Origin of the sequence: Aquitalea sp., from assembly GCF_030150775.1 — a bacterium.
Taxonomy (GTDB): Bacteria; Pseudomonadota; Gammaproteobacteria; order Burkholderiales; family Chromobacteriaceae; genus Aquitalea; species Aquitalea denitrificans.
Genome location: NZ_JASLFG010000036.1, coordinates 168,850 through 187,782, shown reverse-complemented (window position 1 = coordinate 187,782; position 18,933 = coordinate 168,850). Strand labels below are relative to the sequence as shown.

Sequence of the window (18,933 nt, the reverse complement as noted above, 5' to 3'; positions counted from 1 at the left end):
CATGACAGATACCCGCCCCCTGCTTGCAGTCACCGCCGGCGAACCCGCCGGCATCGGCCCTGACCTGGTGCTGCAACTGGCTGACTGGCAGGGTGCGGCACGACTGGTGGTGATTGCCGACCTGCCGCTGCTGCAACAGCGTGCTGCGCTGCTGGGCCTGCACCAGCAGCAATTCATGCCTTACCGGCCCGGCCAGCCCGCGCCGGCGGCAGGTACGCTGGAAGTCCTGCATGTGCCGCTGGCCGCACCGGTCACGCCGGGCGTGCTGGATGCGAGCAATGGCCGTTACGTGCTGGATACGCTGGATGCCGCCATTGCCGGTTGCCTGTCCGGCGAATTTGCCGCCATGGTGACGGCACCGGTGCACAAGGGCGTCATCAACGATGCCGGTGTCCCCTTCAGCGGCCACACCGAATACCTGGCGGAACACACCGCCACACCCCGCGTGGTGATGATGCTGGCCGGTGCCGGCATGCGGGTGGCGCTGGTCACCACCCACCTGCCCTTGCGTGCTGTGGCCGATGCCATCACCCAACCGGAGCTGGAAGCCGTCATTCGCATCCTGCATGCCGATCTGCAACACAAATTCGGCCTGCCCTCGCCGCGCATCCTGGTGGCCGGCCTCAACCCGCATGCCGGTGAATCCGGCCACATGGGACGTGAGGAAATCGACGTCATCGAACCGGTATTGCAACAGTTGCGCACTGAAGGCATGCAGCTGATCGGCCCGCTGCCCGCCGATACCCTGTTCAACCCGGACAAGCTGGCGACAGCCGATGCCGTGCTGGCCATGTACCACGATCAGGGCCTGCCGGTGCTCAAGCACGCCAGTTTCGGGGCCGGCATCAACATCACGCTGGGCCTGCCCATCATCCGCACCTCGGTGGACCATGGCACGGCACTGGACCTGGCTGGCACTGGCCGGGCCGATCCGGGCAGCCTGTTTGAGGCCGTGCGTCTGGCTGCACAGCTGGCTGCCGGACAGTCTTGAAACTGCCGCCAAAACACCACAGCCCCTGCTAATAACAGGGGCTTTTCCTTTTGTGGCAATACCTTAAGGCGAATGGACCTGTTTTGTCGGACAACATCCAGAACCGGTCGGTATCTTTATATCAAAATGTAAAAATGACGTGAACGGCATTTTTCGCAACGCAGCAATTGGGCTAAACTAGCCGCTAATGTATTCAAACAATTACAGCAGCACGGACCATGACCACCAGCACCCATCAGCGTCTCCGCGAGATCCCCTATAACTACACATCGTATTCGGACCGGGAAATCTTCATCCGGCTTCTGGGCGCCCCCATGTGGGCGCTGCTGGAAGAGTTGCGCAGCGAGCGCAAGACCGGCCGCTCCGCCCGCATGCTGTTCGAGGTGCTGGGGGATATCTGGGTTGTAGACCGCAACCCCTATCTGGTGGATGACCTGCTGGACAATCCCAAGCGCCTGTCCGCGCTGGTGGAGGCCATGCACCACCGCCTGCAGGAAGTGGAAAAGCGCCGCGAAGGCAATGACAAGGTAGGCCAGCTGATTGCTGCAGCCCGTCAGGCAGTGAACGCCTTCGAGCAGCAATTTGCCGAAACCCGCGAACTGCGTCAGGCCATCCTGAAAAAGCTCAGCCGCCACACCCGCCGCGACAACATCTTGTTTGATGGTCTGGCCCGTGTGTCGCACGTGACCGACGCCACCGACTGGCGCGTGGAATACCCCTTCGTGGTGCTGTCGCCGGATACCGAAGAAGAAATCGCCCCGTTGGTGCGCGCGCTGATCGAACTGGAACTGACCATCATCCCGCGTGGCGGTGGTACCGGTTATACCGGCGGTGCAGTACCGCTGGACCGCCGCAGCGCCGTCATCAACACCGAAAAGCTGGTGCAGCACAACGGCGTGGAATACATCGCCCTGCCCGGTCTGGATGGCCAGCGCGCCACCATCCAGTGCGGTGCCGGTGTGGTCACTGCCCGCGTGGCCGAGGCGGCCAGTGCTGCCGGTTTGGTGTTTGCCGTCGACCCCACCTCGGCTGAAGCCTCCTGTATTGGCGGCAACGTCGCCATGAATGCCGGCGGCAAGAAAGCCCTGCTGTGGGGTACTGCACTGGACAATCTGGCCAGCTGGAAAATGGTGGACCCGAACGGCAACTGGATGTTCATCGAACGGGTGGGCCACAACTACGGCAAGATCCACGATGTGGACGTGGCCAGCTTCCGCATCACCCGTTACAAGGAAGACGACAAGACCGTCCTGTCCACCGAGCAGCTGGACATCCCCGGCCCCACTTTCCGTAAAGTCGGCCTGGGCAAGGACGTGACCGACAAATTCCTGGCCGGCCTGCCCGGCGTGCAGAAAGAAGGCACCGACGGCATCATCACCAGTGCCCGCTTCGTGCTGCACCGCATGCCGGCACACACCCGCACCGTGTGTCTGGAATTCTTCGGCACTGTGGCCCAGGCTACGCCGGCCATTGTCGAAATCACCGACTACTTCAAGCCCGGTGGTGCCGGCCATGCGGCAGGCGTGCAGCTGGCCGGTCTGGAACACCTGGACTGGCGCTATGTGCGCGCCGTGGGTTATGCCACCAAGGCCAAGAGCAAGGGCAGACCAAAAATGGTCCTGCTGGCCGACATTGTCTGCGACGATGAAAACGCCGTGGCAGAGGCCACCAGCCAGGTAGTGCGCTTTGCCAATGCCCGTACCGGTGAAGGCTTTATTGCCGTTACCGCCGAAGCGCGCAAGAAGTTCTGGCTGGACCGCTCGCGCACTGCCGCCATCTCGCGCCACACCAACGCCTTCAAGATCAACGAAGACGTGGTGATTCCGCTGCCGCGGCTGGGCGATTACTCCGACGGCATCGAACGCATCAATATCGAACTGTCGGTCGCCAACAAGCTGCGCCTGCTGGATACGCTGACCGAATACTTCCATGGCCGCCTGCCGGTGGATACCGAAGGCGGAGCCGTCTCCGCCGACGAAATCATCGGCGAACGCCGCAGTGCCGCACTGGAGCTGATTTCCACCCTGCGTCAGCGCTGGCAGTGGCTGCTGGACAATCTGGATGCACCGTTTGCCCAGTACCGCTCGCTGTGGCCGGATGCACCGCTGGTGGATGCCAATGCCAGCCCGTCCAGCGTGTTCATCGCCATGCGCGATTTCCAGCTGCGTGTCAGCTGGAAGGACGAATTGCTGAACGATCTGGAAAACCTGTTCTCCGGCAAGGCCGACGCACCGATTCTGGACGCCGTGCATGCACTGCACCAGAAAGTGCTGCGTGGCCGCGTGTTCGTGGCACTGCACATGCATGCTGGTGACGGCAACGTGCATACCAACCTGCCGGTCAACTCCGACGACTACGACATGCTGCAAACCGCACACAAGGCGGTGGCACGCATCATGCAGCTGGCACGCAGCCTGAACGGCGTGATTTCCGGCGAACACGGCATCGGCATCACCAAGCTGGAATTCCTCACCGAGGACGAAATCGCCCCCTTCCGCGCCTACAAGCAGCGCGTGGATCCGAAAGGCCATTTCAACCGCGGCAAACTGCTGCCCGGTGCCGACCTCACCATGGCCTACACCCCGTCCTTCTCGCTACTTGGGGCGGAATCGCTGATTCTGGAGCAATCCGACATCGGTGCCATTTCCAACAGCGTCAAGGACTGCCTGCGTTGCGGCAAGTGCAAACCGGTGTGCTCCACCCACGTGCCACGCGCCAACCTGCTGTACAGCCCACGCAACAAGATTCTGGGCGTCGGCCTGCTGACCGAGGCCTTCCTGTACGAAGAACAGACCCGCCGTGGTGTCAGCCTCAAGCACTTTGACGAGCTGTCCGACGTAGCGGATCACTGCACGGTATGCCACCGCTGCGTGAAACCCTGCCCGGTGAAGATCGACTTCGGCGATGTCTCGGTCGCCATGCGCAACTTCCTGCGCAAGACAGGCAACAAGCGCTTCAACCCCGGCACCGCGCTGGGCATGGCCTTCCTCACCGTCAAGGACCCGGCCACCATCAAGGCCATCCGTGGTGGTCTGGTCGGCTTTGCCTACAAGGCCCAGCGCCTGGGTTACAGCGTGGGCAAGAAGCTGCACCTGATTGGCGGGCAAACCAAGCAGCCGCCGTCCACCGTGGGCAAAGCGCCGGTGAAGGAACAGATCATCCACTTCATCAACAAGCCGATGCCGGGCGGCCTGCCCAAGAAAACCGCGCGCGCGCTGCTGGATGTGGAAGACGCCAATGTAGTACCGGTTATCCGCAACCCGCAGGTGGCGGAAGATGCCGAAGCGGTGTTCTACTTCCCCGGCTGTGGTTCGGAACGCCTGTTCAGCCAGGTAGGCCTCGCTACCCAGGCCATGCTGTGGCATGTCGGCACCCAGACCGTGCTGCCGCCGGGCTATCTGTGCTGTGGCTACCCGCAGACCTCCGCCGGTTATGCCGACAAGGGTGAGGCCATCACCACGGAAAACCGCGTGCTGTTCCACCGTCTGGCCAACACGCTGAACTATCTGGACATCAAGACCGTGGTGGTCAGCTGTGGCACCTGCTACGACCAGTTGGCCAAGTACCGTTTCGAGGAAATCTTCCCAGGCTGCCGCATCATCGACATCCATGAATACCTGATGGAAAAGGGCCTGAAGCTGGAAGGCATCGGTGGTCAGAAGTATATGTACCACGACCCCTGCCACACCCCGATCAAAACCTACCAGCCGCTGGACGTGGCCAACAAGCTATTGGGTGGCGGTGTAACGCTGAACGACCGCTGCTGCGGTGAGTCCGGCACCTTTGCCGCCAGCCGCCCGGACATTGCCACCCAAGTGCGCTCGCGCAAGGAAGAGGAAATCAACACGGATCTGGCCAAGATCGGAGCTACCGAGCAGCCGGTGAAGATTCTCACCTCCTGCCCGTCCTGCCTGCAGGGCCTGTCGCGCTACAGCCCGGATACCGGCACCGAAGCCGACTACATCGTGGTGGAAATGGCTAAGCACATCCTGGGCAAAAACTGGATGAAGGACTACGTGGAAAAAGCCCGCAACGGCGGTATCGAGCGCGTGCTGCTGTAAGCCTTTTTTCTTGGCATCACCCACACAACCGCAGGCCCTGTGCCTGCGGTTTTTTCATGGCTGAATGCAAGATGCCGGGCGATGCAGGCGATAGGTGCGCTGCAGCCAGTCATACAGCGGGCGCTGCACAAAGCCCTGCCGCCATTGCCTGATCACCTCGGGCAGGCAGGCCTGCATTGCCGTCTCATCCCAACTCCACGGCAGCATCGGCCACAGCAGGGAGGCGGCAGTCAGATCGGCCCGGCTGAAGGCATCCCCCACCAGATAATCCCGACCTTGCAAGGCGGCTTCCAGCGTATCCAGTGCCTGTTCCAGCTGCGGCAAGGCAGCAGTAGCGCTCTGCGGGTTGATCCGCATCTTGTAAAACATGGCATGGCGGATCAGGCCGAACAGCGCCTGAAACACCAGGCCCTGGCCACGTGATGCACCGCGTAACAGAAAGGCCATGGCGAACTGGCGCTGGCGCAGTACGTGAGAATAGAACCACAAGCGCAAAGGCACACCGATTTCCTCGCCCAGCCAATGCTCCCACTCCCGTGCCTGCCTGGCCTGCGCTTCTGCGGCCGGCGTCAGGCCATGCTGTGGCCAGCGCTGGTCCAGATAGTCGATGATGGCGGACGAATCCTGCACGATATACGGCCCGTCGCGCAAAATGGGCAGCGAACTGGCACTGGCCATGCGCCGGCTCCAGGCCAGATGCAAAGCAGGTAACAGGTTGACCGCGCGGTAGGGCTGCTGCTTGAGGTCCAGCGCCCAGCAGGCTTTCTCACAGAAATGGGAAAAAGGGAATTGGTAGAGTGTCAGCATCAGCCCATCCGGCCCGTAGTGGCAGAGCCAACATGATGCCACGCAATGACATGGGCATTACCGGCTGTCTGGCCGGATATTGCGCCAGATCAGACCGGCAATTCCGGACGAAGCAAAAGGAGGCTTACGCCTCCTTTTGCTTGAGCACTGCTTACTGCGAGTGAGCTGCCGCTGAGCGGCTTATTAATGCTGTTTGTGCGCCATCTTGTGATGATGCTTCATCACGTGATGGCGATGATGCTTGTGCATGTGCTTCTTGGCAGACTGGGCTTTTTGTGCGGCAGGTGCCGAAGCGGCCTTGCGGGCCTTCTTCACCTGATGATGTTTTTTCTTGGCGTGATGCGCCTTGGCATGGGTCTTGGCCGGAGCGGCAACGGCAGCCTTGGCAGCCGGGGCAGAGGCGTCAGCAGCAAAACCGGCAGCGGAAGCCAGACCAAACACGGCGGCAAGGGCAAGGGCGGCGATCTTTTTCATGGTCATTCTCCCGTAAGGCGACTTTGTTGGGTTCCGGAGGCAGCGTGTTTGCTGCCTCCATGAACTGCATCTTAGGGAGGGCAGAGCTGCGCGTCTGTGAGACTCTTGTAAGCCCGTGTAAGCGTTCGTAACCGCCTCAGCCCACCGGTGCCGCGGCCTGCACGCGGGTGACCAGTAGCTGGTCGATACGGTAGTTGTCGATGTCCACCACTTCAAACTTGTAGCCGGCGTACTCGACATGGTCGGTACGCTTGGGAATCTTGCGCAGCATGTACATCATGAAACCGGCAATGGTTTCGTAGTTCTCGTCGTCCGGGAAACCATCGATATCCAGTGCGCGCAATACGTCCTCCACCGGCGAGGCACCATCCACCAGCCAGCTGTCGGCATCGCGCTGCACGATCTGGTCTTCCTGGTTTTGCGTCACCAGGTCACCCATCACCGTGCTCATCACATCGTTCAGCGTGATGATGCCCACCACCAGCGCGTACTCGTTCATCACCACGGCAAAGTCCTCACGTGTGGCCTTGAAGCGTTCCAGCAGCTCGGACAAGGTCAGGCTGTCCGGGATGATCAGCACATTGCGGATGGTCAGCTCGCGCTTGATCGATACACTTTGCTGGTTGACCAGCCGGGTCAGAATATCCTTGGAATCCACATAGCCCACCACCGCATCCACCACCCCGTCACACACCAGGTATTTGGCATGCGGACTTTCGGCAATCTTGCGCTTGATGCTGGCTTCTTCTTCCTGCAAGGTGAAATACACCACGCTTTCCCGCGCCGTCATCGACGACGGTACGGTGCGGCTTTCCAGCTCGAACACGTTTTCGATCAGGTGATGTTCCTGCTGCTGCAACACACCGGCCTCGGCCCCGGCCTCCATCATGGCCACGATATCGTCCGGTGTCAGATCATCCGGCCGCGCGGTGGGCAGGCCAAACAGACGGAACAAGGCATTAGCCAGGCTGTTGAACAGCCACACCAAGGGCATGAACAGCCGCACGCAGGCCTGCATCGGCCGCACCACGCGCACCGCGATCTGCTCCGGTGCCGACATGCCCAGCCGCTTGGGCATCAGGTCGGCAAACAGCACGAACAGGGCCGTGACGGTGACAAAGGACAGCAGAAAGCTGACCCGCTCCACCCAGTCGGCGGAAAACACCAGATGCAAGGCCTGGGCAAAATAGGGAGTAAATGCCGCTTCACCCATGATACCGGCCATGATGGCCACGGCATTCAGGCCGATCTGCACCACGGTAAAGAACAAGCCCGGCTGTGCCTGCAAGGCCAGCACGCGCTCGGCGCGCACGTCGCCCTCCTCGGCCATTTGTCGCAGCTTGATCTTGCGCGCAGCCGCCAGCGAGATTTCCGATACGGAAAAGAAGGCACTGATCAAAATCAGTACGGCAATCACCATCAGGTTCTGAACCAGATTCACACAGTATTTCCAGGGAGTTAGCGACGAGATGTCTTGTACAGGATAGCAGTCCCGCATGACAGGACTGAACATGCGGACAGTGGAATCAGTATAACAGACGAAAAAAAACCGCAAGGCCGTGGCACGGTAGAATGAGCGACATCCTTCAACAGAATAAGGCGATCCGCTCATGACTTGTCCGCTTTGCACCCTGCCTGCCGGTGAATTGCTGTACGAAGATGCCCGACTGTGGGTCTTGCTGGTAGATGAAGCCGGCTACCCCGGCTTCTGCCGCGTCATCTGGAAACAGCACGTGCGCGAAATGAGTGACCTGGCCGCGGCCGACAGCTCGCATTTGCTTGACTGGGTGCTGCGTACCGAAAAAGCCATCCGCCATGTCATGCAGCCAGACAAGATCAATCTGGCAAGCCTGGGCAATGTGGTTCCCCACCTGCACTGGCATGTGATTCCGCGCTTTGCCGATGATGCCCATTTCCCCAGCCCCATTTGGGCCAGCCCACAACGCAGCGGCACCGACCATGGCAAAGCCGGCCTGGCAGACGGCTTGCGTGCTGCCTTGAAAAATCAGCCACTTGCCTGATGCAATGCAACACCCGGGCAGCTTGCCTGCGGTACAGGCTTCTGTGTAGGCTAGAGCAGTCCTGCTGGCATCCACCGCTGCCAACAGGGCTGCGGAACCGCTTTCAAGCCGGCCCCTGGGCCGGCTCGTAAGCGGCTCCTCCTTGTGACAGGGCATACCGTCCTGCCTCCACCCAGCCAGGAGTAGCCGATGTACAGCACCCTTATCAGCCCAGACCAGCTACAAAAGCAGGATCCCGAACATACCGTCATCCTCGACTGCCGCTTCCAGCTCACCGACCCGGAATACGGCCTGCATGCCTACGAAGCCGGTCATATTCCCGGTGCCCTATACCTCAATCTGGATTATCACCTGTCCGGGGTAAAAACCGGCAGCAATGGCCGTCACCCGCTGCCGGACGGCCAGCGCCTGGCGGTGGATCTGGGTGCTGCCGGCATCACCGGCGATGTACAAGTGGTGTGCTACGACGACGCCGGTGGCATGTATGCCGCACGCGCCTGGATGTTGCTGCGCTGGCTGGGCCACGCCGCCGTTGCCGTGCTGGATGGCGGCATTCAGGCCTGGCAGCAGGCTGGTGCCACACTGGAAACCGACAAAAAACGCCATATGCCACGTCGTTTTCCGGTGAATGTCAGCTTGGTGGAAACCGTCGATGCAGAGCAGGTGCTGGCTAATCTGACAGAGCAGGATTTTGTCGTGGTGGATGCACGCAGTCCGGAACGCTTCCGTGGCGAGGGAGAAACCATGGACCCGGTTGGCGGTCACATTCCCGGCGCACGCAACCGTTTCTTCCAGCACAATCTGGATGGTAATGGCCGCTTCAAGGACCCGGCCTCCTTGCGCAGTGAATGGGAGGCGGTACTGGCCGGCATCAGCCCGGAAGAAATCGTCCACCAGTGCGGCTCCGGCGTCACCGCCTGCCACAACCTGTTGGCGATGGAATACGCCGGCCTCGGCGGCAGCCGTCTGTATCCGGGTTCCTGGAGTGAGTGGTGCAGCGATCCGGAGCGCCCGGTCGCCCGCTAAGTCACGACCATGACAAAACCGCCGTCTTCGGTATCCGGGACGGCGGTGTTTCGTCACAAGCCAGCTCAGGCCAGTATGAAACGCTGCAACAACTGCTGACCCAGCGCCCAGCTTCCCAGCCCGGCATGGCTGCCCATATGGCCGGCCTTGCCTGCATCCAGCAAGCGCACGCCCCAGCCAGATGCCATGGACTCGGCAACGGCGAAATCACAAAACAGATCATCGCGACTGGCCACCAGCACCGCCGGAACCGGTAGTACCCCGCAATCCGGCAACTCGAAACCGGAAAATGCCGGCATGGCAGCATCTTCGGGCAGTTCGCCACTGACACGGGCCCGTGCTTCCGTGATCGGCAAGGCCGGAGGTGCCACCAGCAATACCCCCTTGATACGACGCTGCGTGGCAAAATCCACCGTACGCAACCAGGCCACCGTGGTATGACAACCCAGACTGTGTGCCGCCAACACAATGCGACCGGGGGTATCCCGCACCAGCGCATCCAGCGCCGCTACCCAGGCAGTACGCTCCGGATACAGCCAGTCCAGCTGTTGTACCCGCCGCGCCAGCGGATAGGTCAGCTCCCACAGGGTTTGCCAGTGCCGGTCACCGGAATTTCCCCAGCCGGGTACGGTAATCAGTACTACATCATCATCGTCCAGCATCACGGCCCTTGTGCCTTGCTGATGCTGCCTGCTTAGCAGTAGCAGCATCATGGTTGATCGCCGCGTGACCACCCTAGCTGCCACGCAGGCAACAGGCTAAAGCTTAAGACGCGGGAATGCAAAACCGCCGGACAAGCCGGCGGTTTCCGCATGCAGCACAACGAGGTCAGCGCCGGCCCTCACCGGGCTGGTCTGGCCAGGGCTCGCCCGACCGACCATTACGATGATCATTGCCCCGGTAATCATTACCGCGATGGTCTTCGCCCTTGTGCCAGCCATTATCGTGACCATCGTGGCCATGTGGGTGCTCACGCTGATAGCGTGGGGCATATTCCTCGCGGTACCACTGGTCCTGCACAAAATACACCCGCCGGTCACAAGCGTGGTAACGGCTGCAATAACGATCCCAGTGGCGGGCATGTCCCGGTGGAACACGCAGATAGATGGGCGGCTGGGCCACCACCACCGGACTGACAATCACCGGCTGCGGGTATAGCAAGACCGGAGGCGGATAATTACCGATATCCAGCTGGCCGTAAAAGCCCGGCTCACCGATATTGACTGAAATGCCGACATTGGCAGCGAGTGCCGGTGCCGTGGCACCCAGTGCCAGCAGAAAAAATAGCAGACGGTTTCTCATGGCATACATCCTGTGAAGTTGAGATTGAGCCAGCCGCCGACACACCTGCACTGCCGGCGAACACGCACAAACGATAACTTCATCCTAGGCGTAAGACGTAAGAAAGGGTTAAGACAATCATTGCAATTTGTTGCCAGCACACGATGCTCAACACAAATTCATCAAGCCGGCAGGTCCAGCGCGTAATCGACAGTCAGCGGTGCATGGTCGGAGAACTTCTCCTCCTTGTACACCGAGGCAGCTTTTGCCAACGCCATCAGTGACGGTGTAACGATGTGATAGTCGATGCGCCAGCCCACATCCTTGGCATAAGCCTGGCCGCGGTTACTCCACCAGCTATAGCCGGGGAGATCCGGATACAGGCTGCGCCAGACATCGCACCAGCCCACCCGGCTTAGCAGGTCTGTCATCCAGGCCCGCTCTTCGGGCAGGAAGCCGGAGTTTTTCAGATTGCCCTTCCAATTTTTCAGATCGATTTCATTGTGGGCAATATTCCAGTCGCCACAGATTACGATATCCCGCCCGGCAGCTTTCAATTGCTCCAGATGTGGCATGAACACATCAAGAAACTGGAACTTCACCTGCTGGCGTTCATCACTGCTGGAGCCGGAAGGCAGGTAGAGCGACACCACACTCAGATTACCGAAATCCAGCTGCAGGAAACGGCCCTCGGCATCGATCCAGTCCACCCCCAAGCCTTCCACCACCCTGTCGGGCTGGCGGCGGGTGTACACCCCCACGCCGCTGTAACCCTTTTTCTCGGCATAGTGGAAGTAGCCAGTCATGCCATCGGGTGCGCGCATGCGCTCGCTCAGGTCCCCCGCCTGTGCCTTAAGCTCCTGTACACAGACAAAATCGGCAGCAATGCCGGACAACCAGTCAAAAAAACCTTTCTTGTCCGCCGAGCGGATGCCATTGAGATTGGCTGAAACGATTCGAAGCAATGCAGTCTCCTGTGCTATCCTTGCCGGCAAATTTTCCAGCCGTTCAGATAGTTAACTAGTCTCTATGAGGAATGATATGAGCGATTTCCGCCAAGATTTTATCCGTTTTGCACTCGACAAGCAGGTATTGAAGTTTGGCGAGTTCATCACCAAGGCCGGGCGCAAATCGCCGTATTTCTTCAATGCCGGCCTGTTTAACGACGGTTTGTCCACCTTGCACTTGTCGCGCTTCTATGCCAAGTCGATAATGGCAAGCAATATCGAGTTCGACATGCTGTTCGGGCCTGCCTACAAGGGTATCATCCTGGCCGCCGGTGCCACCATGGCCATGGCCGAAGCAGGCCGCAATGTGTCTTTTGCCTATAATCGCAAGGAAGCCAAGGATCATGGCGAAGGCGGCACCCTGGTTGGCGCCCCCCTGCAAGGCCGCGTGCTGATCATCGACGATGTGATTTCCGCGGGTACCTCGGTACGGGAATCGGTCGAGCTGATCCGTGCCGCCGGAGCTACACCTGCCGGGGTGGCCATTGCACTGGACCGCATGGAACGCGGTACTGGCAGCCTGTCTGCCGTGCAGGAAGTGACCCAGCAATATGGCATGCCGGTTGTGGCCATTGCCACCCTGAAAGACCTGCTGGGCTTTCTGGAAGACAGCCCGGAACTGGCGCAGCATCTGGCTGCAGTACGCGACTACCGCGCCCAATATGGAGTGAATGATTAAATGACCAAGCATCTTCCTGCCTTGTTGCTCTTGCTGGGTTGCGGCACTGCCATGGCTGATGGTGCGCTGTACAAGTGGGTGGACGACGCAGGCAAGGTGCATTACAGCGACTCCGCCCCGCTGCAGAACCAGAAGCAGGGGGTGGCCGAACTGAGCCGACAGGGTACCGTTCGCAAGCAGGCAGAAAGCGAGCAGGCCCGCCGCCAGCGCGAAGCCAGCGAAGCCCAGCACAAGCAGGAGCAGCAGCGCCAGCTGGATAGCGCCCGTTACGATAAGGGGCTGCTGGAAAGCTATCGCAATATCGACGAATTAAAAGCTGACCGCGAAAAACAGCTGAGCATTCTGCAGGCATCGCTGGATGCCCAGTACTCACGCCTGAAATCTCTCAACCTGCAACTGCGCGACATGCTCAAGGAGCAGGATGTCAGTCAGAAAATGCACCGCCCGGTACCGGCTGGCCTGCAACACAATATCCAGGTGATTCAGCAGGAGCAGAAAGGCCTGGGTGCGCAGCTTGCTACCAAGCAGGCTGAATTCAACAGCGTGCGTCAGAAAATGCAAGAAGACATTACGCGCTACCAGCAGATCACCCGTAGCAGACAGTAAATGAAAAAAGCCGGAAGATTCCGGCTTTTTTCATCCTATCGAACAGCCACTCACTGACCGCCAGCGTCCTTGCGCTTCCAGGCCTCATCCAACTGCTTGGTTTGCTGTTGCATCTGCTGCTTTGCCGCAGCATCGGCACTGCCAGCCGCAGCCAGCTCATCCGTAGCACGCTGTACCGCCGCCTGGGCATCTGCCAGACGCTGGTCTGCCTGCAACTTGGCAGCCTGGGCTTGCTTGAGCCGCTCTGCCGCCTGCTCCTGCATATTATTGGCCTGCTGATAGGCCATCTGCGCCGACAGCAATTGTTCATCGATCGTCTGCGCCAGCAGTGGCAGCGGAGCAGCCAGCAGCATCACAAAGGCAAAATGTTTGATCATTGGCCGGACCCTCTCACAGGTATTCTTGACTCTGTCATTATCCACACCCACAGCCGGCTTGACGATATCACCATGTCAGATCGACAAAACAAAAAGCCCGGTCAGCTTGCCGACCGGGCTTTTTGTACTATCTGGTGGGTTGTGAGTGGCTCGAACACTCGACCTACGGATTAAGAGTCCGCTGCTCTACCAACTGAGCTAACAACCCGGGTAAAACGGTGGTGGGTCGGGCGAGATTCGAACTCGCGACCAACGGATTAAAAGTCCGCTGCTCTACCGGCTGAGCTACCGACCCGATCTTGCTTGACGGCAAAACCGGAAAACTTGGTGGGTTGTGAGTGGCTCGAACACTCGACCTACGGATTAAGAGTCCGCTGCTCTACCAACTGAGCTAACAACCCGGGTAAAACTGGTGGGTCGGGCGAGATTCGAACTCGCGACCAACGGATTAAAAGTCCGCTGCTCTACCGGCTGAGCTACCGACCCACGAAAGAGTTCGCAACTATAATAAAACAGCCTTTTTCAGTCAATACTTTTACCGAATTAATTTGAAAAAACCGGGGCATAGACCAGAAATTCATGCTAAACGGCTGGAACTCGGCCGCATTGCTGCAAGTCGAAAATTATCCTGCCACCTGGCCGGCATCTCTTGAAACCACCGCCTGCGATACCCATGTCAGATAAGCGGGCAAGCCCTGCGTGACTGGCACTGCGACGATTTCCGGCACATCATAGGGATGCAATGCCAGCAGACGCTGTTGCAAAGCCGCATAGCCTGCTTGTGTCGTCTTGATCAGCAAGGGAATTTCGCTGCTTTCTTCCAGCAAGCCTTGCCAGATATAAACCGACCGACAGGCGGGCAGGATATTGACACAGGCAGCCAGTTGCTCCTGCACCAGAACATGAGCAATGTGTTTGGCCGTTGTTTCGTCCGGCACATTGCAAAACACCATCAGATAATTCATACGGATACCTTGATTCGATGCGCGCCATTTTATTGCTGTTACTGATTTATCCCCTGCTGGAAATCGCCACCCTGGTTACCCTGGCCCATCATCTTGGTGGTGGTGTGGTGTTCCTGCTGGTGGTGGCCAGCAGCATGCTGGGCATCTGGATGCTGCGCAACCAGAAGCTGGGCGCTCTGCTTACCTTGTCCAGCGTGTTGCGCCAGGGCCAGCAGGTGTCGCTATACTCATTGCTGTGGCCACTGCGCTATGCCCTGTCTGGGTTGCTGTTCGCCATTCCGGGTATTCTGAGCGATTTGCTGGCCATCCTGCTGTTGCTGCCATTCAAGGGACCGACCCTGAAGAATGTGGGCAGCCCGACAGCAATGGCTGATGATGTGATCGAAGGCGAATTCAGCCGGGTTGAGCCCAAGGGCAATGATCCGCGCCGTATTCACTAAAGTAACGGTGCTTACTGGACTTGCAGCAGCTGCAGTACCGCAGCTTCATCCAGCGCCGTAGCAATGGACACCACCTTGTGTCGGCTTTTGTCTCCGGCCTGCAGGCTGACCGCCCGCTTGCCAACCGAAAAGCAGTCGGCCAGCCATGCCAGCAAAGCTGCATTGGCCTTACCATCAACAGGGGGTGCCGCAAGACGGATTTTCAGACAGTCGCCATGTTCGCCGGCGACTTCGGTTTTTCTGGCACCGGGCTGCACGTGCAGAGTAAGTCGTACCACACTGCCATTACAGACCAGCCAGGGTTTCATGGTGATTTTTCCGCAAAAGGGCAATTCTAGACCAGAACTGCCGCAGGCCGGCAAGCCCAGCCCGCAGACATGGCCTGGCGTTCCCATCAATCAGGAGTTTGCATATGGATATCGGCATCAACGAACAAGACCGCCAGGACATTGCCCATGGCCTTTCCCGCCTGCTGGCTGACACTTACACCCTGTACCTGAAAACCCACAATTTCCACTGGAACGTCACCGGGCCGATGTTCAACACCCTGCACCTGATGTTCGAAACCCAATACAACGAACTTTCACTGGCGGTAGACCTGATTGCAGAGCGCATTCGCGCACTCGGCCACTTTGCACCGGGCAGCTATGCCGACTACGCCAAACTGACGGCCATTGCAGAAGCCAGCGGCGTACCGAAAGCGGAAGAAATGCTGGCCCAGCTGGTGGATGGCCATGAAATCCTCTGCCGTACAGCCCGCAGCATCTTTCCGCTGGCCGACCGTGCCGCGGATGAGCCCACCGCCGACCTGCTGACCCAGCGCCTGCAGGTGCATGAAAAAACCGCATGGATGCTGCGCAGCATGCTGGACAAGTAAGCCGTCAACACCAGTAGAACGCCGTGCATTGCACGGCGTTTTTTCTGGTACTTCCTCAGCCATGCTAAACTGCTGCAGACCTATGGAGGCCGCCGTACACCCATGACCGCCCATCTGCGCACCCCGGTCAGCCGCAATCCGCAGCTGACACTATTCATCATGATTGCTGCATCGCTGCTGGCACATGTGCTGCTGTTCGGCTCCAGCATGATTAGATGGGTACGTCCGCTGCAATTGCCGGACAGTCACACCATCAGCGTCAATCTGGCAGCCCAGCCCAGCCTGGCCCCCCCGGATACCCGCCGCCTTGGCCTGGACAATAACCAGGGCAGCGGCAACACCGAGCAAAAACACAAGCAGGCCAGCCATCGCCAGTCCAACGAGCCGCCGGCTCAGACACCATCGGCATCGCTCGACGACAGCACACCACAGCCACGGCAGGTTCACACCATACGCCAGACGGTAGACAAAAAATCTCCGGCATTGCCTCCGCCCTCTGCCGAGTCCACTGACAAACCAGCTGCCCCGGTGAATTCCGGCAGCCTGCTGGCCCAGGTAGGCCAGCTCAGCGCCGTACGTGGCGACGTCACCATGAACGACAGCAGCCTGGAATCAGGCCGCAAGAACAGCAACGGCGACAGCACCCATCGCTACGAATGGTCGCGCTATCAGACCGACTGGCGACTGCGCATCGAACGGATAGGCAACCTCAACTACCCCGAGCAGGCCCGCCGGCAGAACATCCATGGCTCGGTAACGCTGGAAGTGACTGTTGCCGCCGATGGCAGCCTGCTCAAGTGCCGCATCCTGCGCGGCTCAGGGCAAGATGTGCTAGACGAAGGGGCGAAACGCATCGTGCAGATGAGCGCGCCATTCAGCCCCTTCCCGCCATCACTCGCGCCGCAGGGCTCCAAAATCATCGTGCAGACTTTCGCTTTTACGCGCGATAACCAGATTTCCAGCCATTAATACAAGGATTCACCATGTTTGAAGTCAACCGCAGCATTGCCCTGATCCGCCCGCGTGCACCCTTTCTGGCATGGCTGCAGCAACTGCCGGGCGAGCTGGATGGCCAGCTGGAGCTGGAAGCCCTGACCCGGGACTGCAATGCCCTGCTGATTCCGGCCGCTGACGATTATGAATCCGCCCATGATTTTGTATTGCAGCACTACCGTATGCTGTTTCAGGCCGAACTGGCCGACTGGTGCGATGACGAAACACTGTGGCCGGAGCAACTGACGCCGGCCCTGTTCCTGGAGTGGTTCGATGTTGAAATCCACTCCGTTCTTACCGATATGGTCGAGACGCCACTAGAGCGCGAACCATTCGTTCCGCTGGACCTCAATGCCGAGGATTGAGTCCCAGCTTCACACCGAGGGGAAACACATGACACATGAAACACGCATCAAGGTCCGGGGCTATCATCTGGATCTGTACGGCCACGTCAACAATGCCCGCTACCTGGAGTTTCTCGAAGAATCGCGCTGGACCTTCTTCGAAGAACGCGGCGATCTGCCCTGGTTTTTGCAGTCCGGCCTGGCACTGGTGGTGGTGAACATCAACATCGACTACCGCTACCCGGCCACCATGGGCGACGAGTTGGCCATTGCCACCTCGGTCAAGACCATTGGCAGCCGCAGTGCAGTGATGCACCAGCGCGTTACACTGGCTGGCAGCGAAAAGCTTGTGGCCGAAGCCGATGTCACCTTCGTGGTATTTGACGCCAAGCAGAACAAGGCAGTAACGCTTGAGGGACAATTGAAGGAACTCTTGCAGTCCATGCAAGACCAATAATGCCGGAGGCCCCGCCAATGCGGGGCTACCGTTTTTCCACCATTCGGATTACCACGCATGAAGAAGGCTCTGCTCTCACTCCTGGCCCTTGCCGTCGTCGGCCTGATTGCCTACACCACCCTGTTCGACCGTAATGCAGCGCCACAGGTCAGCTATACCTCGCTCAGCGGCCAGCAGGCCGATACCGCTTCGCTCAAGGGCAAGGTGGTACTGGTGAATTTCTGGGCCACCAGCTGCCCGGGCTGCGTGGAAGAAATGCCCGAAATCAAGAAGCTGCACCAGCAATACGGTGCGCGGGGACTGCAAATCATGGCGGTGGCCATGAGCTATGATCCGCCCAATTACGTGCAGGCTTTTGTGCAGAAAAACCAGCTGCCCTTCTTTGTCGCCCTAGATGGCCAGGGCAGCATTGCCAAGGCCTTCGGCGATATCCAGCTGGCACCCACAACTTTTCTGATCGACAAGCAGGGCAATATCCTCAAGCGCTATGTCGGGGTAATGGATTTCAAGGAAGTCCATCAGATCCTGAACCAGCAACTGGGCGCCTGAGCCCGGTCAGCAAAAAGCCCCGCCAAAGTGGGGCTTCAGGCTGCTGGCATAGTAATCTGGTTCGATTGCACTGGACCCGGCAAAGCCGGGCCTTTCGACTAAGCTATTTCTTCCGCAGCCTTCCCATCGATTCCCTATCCCCCGCCCTTACCCTGCCAATTGAAGAGAAGACGTGAGCCTCGTTTTCTTTTCAGAAAGCGAGAGAGGGTTCTTCAACGCACCGCACATACCGGACAGTCCGGATCGCGGCTGAACTTCATCTGGCGGAATTCGCCGCTCAGCGCATCGTACAAGGTCAGGCGGCCAAGTACCGGCGCACGCCCTGCCAGCAGTTTCACCGCTTCCACTGCCTGCAAGCTGCCAATCACTCCCACCAGCGGTGACAACACGCCAAAGGTCGCACACGGGCCATCGGATGCCTCGCCCTCCTCGGCAAACAGGCAGTGATAACAGGGCGAACCCGCCACGCGCGGATCAAACACCGCCAGCTGTCCGGCAAAGCGTACTGCCGCACCGGATACCAGCGGCACCCCGGCAGCCACGCTGGCGCGGTTCACCGCATGGCGGGTGGTGAAATTGTCCGAACAATCCAGCAGCAGATCATGCAGGCCGGCCTCCTGCAGCAGCCGCTGGGCATCCAGCCGCTCGCCCAGCGCCCGCACTGCGATGTCCGGATTGAGTGCCAGCATGCGGGCACGGGCCGACTCAGCCTTGTTCTGCCCCAGCGAATCCATGTCGTGTGCCACCTGGCGCTGCAGATTGCTCAACTCCACCACATCATCATCCGCCAGCGTGATATGGCCAACACCGGCACTGGCCAGGTACAGCGCCACCGGCGAGCCCAGTCCGCCGGCACCAATCACCAGCACCCGGGCCGCTGCCAGCCGCTGCTGGCCTTCAATATCGATTTCCGGCAGCATGATATGCCGGCTGTAGCGCAGCAGCGCCGCATCGTTCAGATCTGTCATGGGGTCAAAG

Annotated in this window: 22 protein-coding genes and 4 tRNA genes; 12 read left to right on the top strand and 14 right to left on the bottom strand. The window is 59.5% G+C overall.

What is annotated here, in order from left to right:
* Window position 1: 1 nt before the first annotated feature.
* Window positions 2-991: a 4-hydroxythreonine-4-phosphate dehydrogenase PdxA gene (gene pdxA, locus QVF59_RS12965; RefSeq protein WP_287880432.1), complete on the top strand. Its 990-nt coding sequence runs from the start codon at window positions 2-4 to the stop codon at window positions 989-991.
* Between the two features lie 218 nt (window positions 992-1,209).
* Window positions 1,210-5,052 (top strand): DUF3683 domain-containing protein, encoded by a 3,843-nt coding sequence (locus tag QVF59_RS12960; protein ID WP_287880430.1) that lies wholly within the window; start codon window positions 1,210-1,212, stop codon window positions 5,050-5,052.
* A gap of 54 nt (window positions 5,053-5,106) precedes the next feature.
* Here QVF59_RS12960 and QVF59_RS12955 read toward each other — a convergent pair whose 3' ends face one another.
* The 3 genes from QVF59_RS12955 to paeA form a co-directional block, all read right to left on the bottom strand.
* Window positions 5,107-5,859 carry a glutathione S-transferase family protein gene (locus tag QVF59_RS12955; protein WP_287880428.1) on the bottom strand — a complete coding sequence of 251 codons (753 nt, stop codon included), beginning with the start codon at window positions 5,857-5,859 and terminating at the stop codon, window positions 5,107-5,109.
* A 183-nt stretch (window positions 5,860-6,042) separates the two neighbouring features.
* Window positions 6,043-6,333 (bottom strand): acid-shock protein, encoded by a 291-nt coding sequence (locus QVF59_RS12950; protein ID WP_287880425.1) that lies wholly within the window; start codon window positions 6,331-6,333, stop codon window positions 6,043-6,045.
* A 136-nt stretch (window positions 6,334-6,469) separates the two neighbouring features.
* Complete coding sequence (paeA, locus tag QVF59_RS12945) at window positions 6,470-7,774, bottom strand: polyamine export protein PaeA (protein ID WP_287880423.1); 1,305 nt, start codon at window positions 7,772-7,774, stop codon at window positions 6,470-6,472.
* A 169-nt stretch (window positions 7,775-7,943) separates the two neighbouring features.
* On the opposite strand from paeA, the gene QVF59_RS12940 reads away from it, so the two are divergent.
* Entirely contained in the window at window positions 7,944-8,354 is a 411-nt protein-coding gene (locus QVF59_RS12940) for an HIT family protein (RefSeq protein WP_287880420.1), read from the top strand.
* Between the two features lie 189 nt (window positions 8,355-8,543).
* Window positions 8,544-9,380, top strand: a complete 837-nt coding sequence (locus tag QVF59_RS12935; RefSeq protein ID WP_159879996.1) for a sulfurtransferase — start codon at window positions 8,544-8,546, stop codon at window positions 9,378-9,380.
* A 65-nt stretch (window positions 9,381-9,445) separates the two neighbouring features.
* On the opposite strand, the gene QVF59_RS12930 is transcribed toward QVF59_RS12935, so the two are convergent.
* The 3 genes from QVF59_RS12930 to QVF59_RS12920 form a co-directional block, all read right to left on the bottom strand.
* Window positions 9,446-10,093: an alpha/beta hydrolase gene (locus tag QVF59_RS12930; RefSeq protein ID WP_287880416.1), complete on the bottom strand. Its 648-nt coding sequence runs from the start codon at window positions 10,091-10,093 to the stop codon at window positions 9,446-9,448.
* A 115-nt stretch (window positions 10,094-10,208) separates the two neighbouring features.
* Window positions 10,209-10,682 (bottom strand): hypothetical protein, encoded by a 474-nt coding sequence (locus QVF59_RS12925; protein ID WP_287880414.1) that lies wholly within the window; start codon window positions 10,680-10,682, stop codon window positions 10,209-10,211.
* Window positions 10,683-10,843: 161 nt separating this feature from the next.
* The gene (locus tag QVF59_RS12920; RefSeq protein WP_287880412.1) at window positions 10,844-11,626 is read right to left on the bottom strand and encodes an exodeoxyribonuclease III; all 783 of its coding nucleotides are present in this window, start codon (window positions 11,624-11,626) and stop codon (window positions 10,844-10,846) included.
* A 76-nt stretch (window positions 11,627-11,702) separates the two neighbouring features.
* Here QVF59_RS12920 and pyrE point away from each other — a divergent pair, with 76 nt between their 5' ends.
* Both pyrE and QVF59_RS12910 read left to right on the top strand, forming a co-directional pair.
* The gene (pyrE, locus tag QVF59_RS12915; protein ID WP_287880409.1) at window positions 11,703-12,347 is read left to right on the top strand and encodes an orotate phosphoribosyltransferase; all 645 of its coding nucleotides are present in this window, start codon (window positions 11,703-11,705) and stop codon (window positions 12,345-12,347) included.
* Entirely contained in the window at window positions 12,348-12,953 is a 606-nt protein-coding gene (locus QVF59_RS12910) for a DUF4124 domain-containing protein (protein WP_159880004.1), read from the top strand.
* A 50-nt stretch (window positions 12,954-13,003) separates the two neighbouring features.
* On the opposite strand, the gene QVF59_RS12905 is transcribed toward QVF59_RS12910, so the two are convergent.
* The 6 genes from QVF59_RS12905 to cutA all read right to left on the bottom strand — a co-directional run bounded on the left by QVF59_RS12905 (window position 13,004) and on the right by cutA (window position 14,295).
* Window positions 13,004-13,330 carry a hypothetical protein gene (locus QVF59_RS12905; RefSeq protein WP_287880407.1) on the bottom strand — a complete coding sequence of 109 codons (327 nt, stop codon included), beginning with the start codon at window positions 13,328-13,330 and terminating at the stop codon, window positions 13,004-13,006.
* A 132-nt stretch (window positions 13,331-13,462) separates the two neighbouring features.
* A tRNA-Lys gene (locus QVF59_RS12900) sits at window positions 13,463-13,538 on the bottom strand.
* An 11-nt stretch (window positions 13,539-13,549) separates the two neighbouring features.
* Window positions 13,550-13,625, bottom strand: a tRNA-Lys gene (locus QVF59_RS12895).
* Between the two features lie 30 nt (window positions 13,626-13,655).
* Window positions 13,656-13,731: transfer RNA gene (locus tag QVF59_RS12890), tRNA-Lys, on the bottom strand.
* 9 nt (window positions 13,732-13,740) lie between these two features.
* Window positions 13,741-13,816, bottom strand: a tRNA-Lys gene (locus QVF59_RS12885).
* 137 nt (window positions 13,817-13,953) lie between these two features.
* On the bottom strand, window positions 13,954-14,295 hold the full coding sequence (gene cutA, locus QVF59_RS12880; protein ID WP_159880008.1) for a divalent-cation tolerance protein CutA: 342 nt from the start codon (window positions 14,293-14,295) through the stop codon (window positions 13,954-13,956).
* A gap of 17 nt (window positions 14,296-14,312) precedes the next feature.
* On the opposite strand from cutA, the gene QVF59_RS12875 reads away from it, so the two are divergent.
* A complete protein-coding gene (locus tag QVF59_RS12875) occupies window positions 14,313-14,735 on the top strand; it encodes an FxsA family protein (RefSeq protein ID WP_159880010.1) in 423 nt (140 codons plus the stop codon).
* A gap of 11 nt (window positions 14,736-14,746) precedes the next feature.
* Here QVF59_RS12875 and QVF59_RS12870 read toward each other — a convergent pair whose 3' ends face one another.
* Entirely contained in the window at window positions 14,747-15,043 is a 297-nt protein-coding gene (locus QVF59_RS12870) for a DUF167 domain-containing protein (protein WP_287880403.1), read from the bottom strand.
* 104 nt (window positions 15,044-15,147) lie between these two features.
* Between QVF59_RS12870 and QVF59_RS12865 the strand changes: the two genes are divergently transcribed.
* The 5 genes from QVF59_RS12865 to QVF59_RS12845 all read left to right on the top strand — a co-directional run bounded on the left by QVF59_RS12865 (window position 15,148) and on the right by QVF59_RS12845 (window position 17,955).
* A complete protein-coding gene (locus QVF59_RS12865; RefSeq protein ID WP_159880014.1) occupies window positions 15,148-15,612 on the top strand; it encodes a Dps family protein in 465 nt (154 codons plus the stop codon).
* A gap of 102 nt (window positions 15,613-15,714) precedes the next feature.
* Entirely contained in the window at window positions 15,715-16,581 is an 867-nt protein-coding gene (locus QVF59_RS12860; protein WP_159880016.1) for an energy transducer TonB, read from the top strand.
* Window positions 16,582-16,595: 14 nt separating this feature from the next.
* Window positions 16,596-16,970 (top strand): VacJ, encoded by a 375-nt coding sequence (locus QVF59_RS12855; RefSeq protein WP_159880017.1) that lies wholly within the window; start codon window positions 16,596-16,598, stop codon window positions 16,968-16,970.
* 28 nt (window positions 16,971-16,998) lie between these two features.
* A complete protein-coding gene (locus QVF59_RS12850) occupies window positions 16,999-17,406 on the top strand; it encodes an acyl-CoA thioesterase (protein ID WP_240902537.1) in 408 nt (135 codons plus the stop codon).
* Window positions 17,407-17,463: 57 nt separating this feature from the next.
* On the top strand, window positions 17,464-17,955 hold the full coding sequence (locus tag QVF59_RS12845) for a TlpA disulfide reductase family protein (protein ID WP_287880398.1): 492 nt from the start codon (window positions 17,464-17,466) through the stop codon (window positions 17,953-17,955).
* 212 nt (window positions 17,956-18,167) lie between these two features.
* Here the strand turns inward: QVF59_RS12845 and QVF59_RS12840 are convergent, their stop codons facing one another.
* Window positions 18,168-18,923, bottom strand: a complete 756-nt coding sequence (locus QVF59_RS12840) for a HesA/MoeB/ThiF family protein (RefSeq protein WP_287880396.1) — start codon at window positions 18,921-18,923, stop codon at window positions 18,168-18,170.
* Window positions 18,924-18,933: the final 10 nt, after the last annotated feature.

Bases quoted from the DNA above. Each gene is read 5' to 3' on its own strand.
- pdxA (WP_287880432.1), top strand. From the start codon at position 2: ATGACAGATACCCGCCCCCTGCTTGCAGTCACCGCCGGCGAACCCGCC.
- QVF59_RS12960 (WP_287880430.1), top strand. From the start codon at position 1,210: ATGACCACCAGCACCCATCAGCGTCTCCGCGAGATCCCCTATAACTAC.
- QVF59_RS12955 (WP_287880428.1), bottom strand. From the start codon at position 5,859: ATGCTGACACTCTACCAATTCCCTTTTTCCCATTTCTGTGAGAAAGCC.
- QVF59_RS12950 (WP_287880425.1), bottom strand. From the start codon at position 6,333: ATGAAAAAGATCGCCGCCCTTGCCCTTGCCGCCGTGTTTGGTCTGGCT.
- QVF59_RS12940 (WP_287880420.1), top strand. From the start codon at position 7,944: ATGACTTGTCCGCTTTGCACCCTGCCTGCCGGTGAATTGCTGTACGAA.
- QVF59_RS12935 (WP_159879996.1), top strand. From the start codon at position 8,544: ATGTACAGCACCCTTATCAGCCCAGACCAGCTACAAAAGCAGGATCCC.
- QVF59_RS12930 (WP_287880416.1), bottom strand. From the start codon at position 10,093: ATGATGCTGCTACTGCTAAGCAGGCAGCATCAGCAAGGCACAAGGGCC.
- QVF59_RS12925 (WP_287880414.1), bottom strand. From the start codon at position 10,682: ATGAGAAACCGTCTGCTATTTTTTCTGCTGGCACTGGGTGCCACGGCA.
- pyrE (WP_287880409.1), top strand. From the start codon at position 11,703: ATGAGCGATTTCCGCCAAGATTTTATCCGTTTTGCACTCGACAAGCAG.
- QVF59_RS12910 (WP_159880004.1), top strand. From the start codon at position 12,348: ATGACCAAGCATCTTCCTGCCTTGTTGCTCTTGCTGGGTTGCGGCACT.
- QVF59_RS12905 (WP_287880407.1), bottom strand. From the start codon at position 13,330: ATGATCAAACATTTTGCCTTTGTGATGCTGCTGGCTGCTCCGCTGCCA.
- cutA (WP_159880008.1), bottom strand. From the start codon at position 14,295: ATGAATTATCTGATGGTGTTTTGCAATGTGCCGGACGAAACAACGGCC.
- QVF59_RS12875 (WP_159880010.1), top strand. From the start codon at position 14,313: ATGCGCGCCATTTTATTGCTGTTACTGATTTATCCCCTGCTGGAAATC.
- QVF59_RS12870 (WP_287880403.1), bottom strand. From the start codon at position 15,043: ATGAAACCCTGGCTGGTCTGTAATGGCAGTGTGGTACGACTTACTCTG.
- QVF59_RS12865 (WP_159880014.1), top strand. From the start codon at position 15,148: ATGGATATCGGCATCAACGAACAAGACCGCCAGGACATTGCCCATGGC.
- QVF59_RS12860 (WP_159880016.1), top strand. From the start codon at position 15,715: ATGACCGCCCATCTGCGCACCCCGGTCAGCCGCAATCCGCAGCTGACA.
- QVF59_RS12855 (WP_159880017.1), top strand. From the start codon at position 16,596: ATGTTTGAAGTCAACCGCAGCATTGCCCTGATCCGCCCGCGTGCACCC.
- QVF59_RS12850 (WP_240902537.1), top strand. From the start codon at position 16,999: ATGACACATGAAACACGCATCAAGGTCCGGGGCTATCATCTGGATCTG.
- QVF59_RS12845 (WP_287880398.1), top strand. From the start codon at position 17,464: ATGAAGAAGGCTCTGCTCTCACTCCTGGCCCTTGCCGTCGTCGGCCTG.
- QVF59_RS12840 (WP_287880396.1), bottom strand. From the start codon at position 18,923: ATGACAGATCTGAACGATGCGGCGCTGCTGCGCTACAGCCGGCATATC.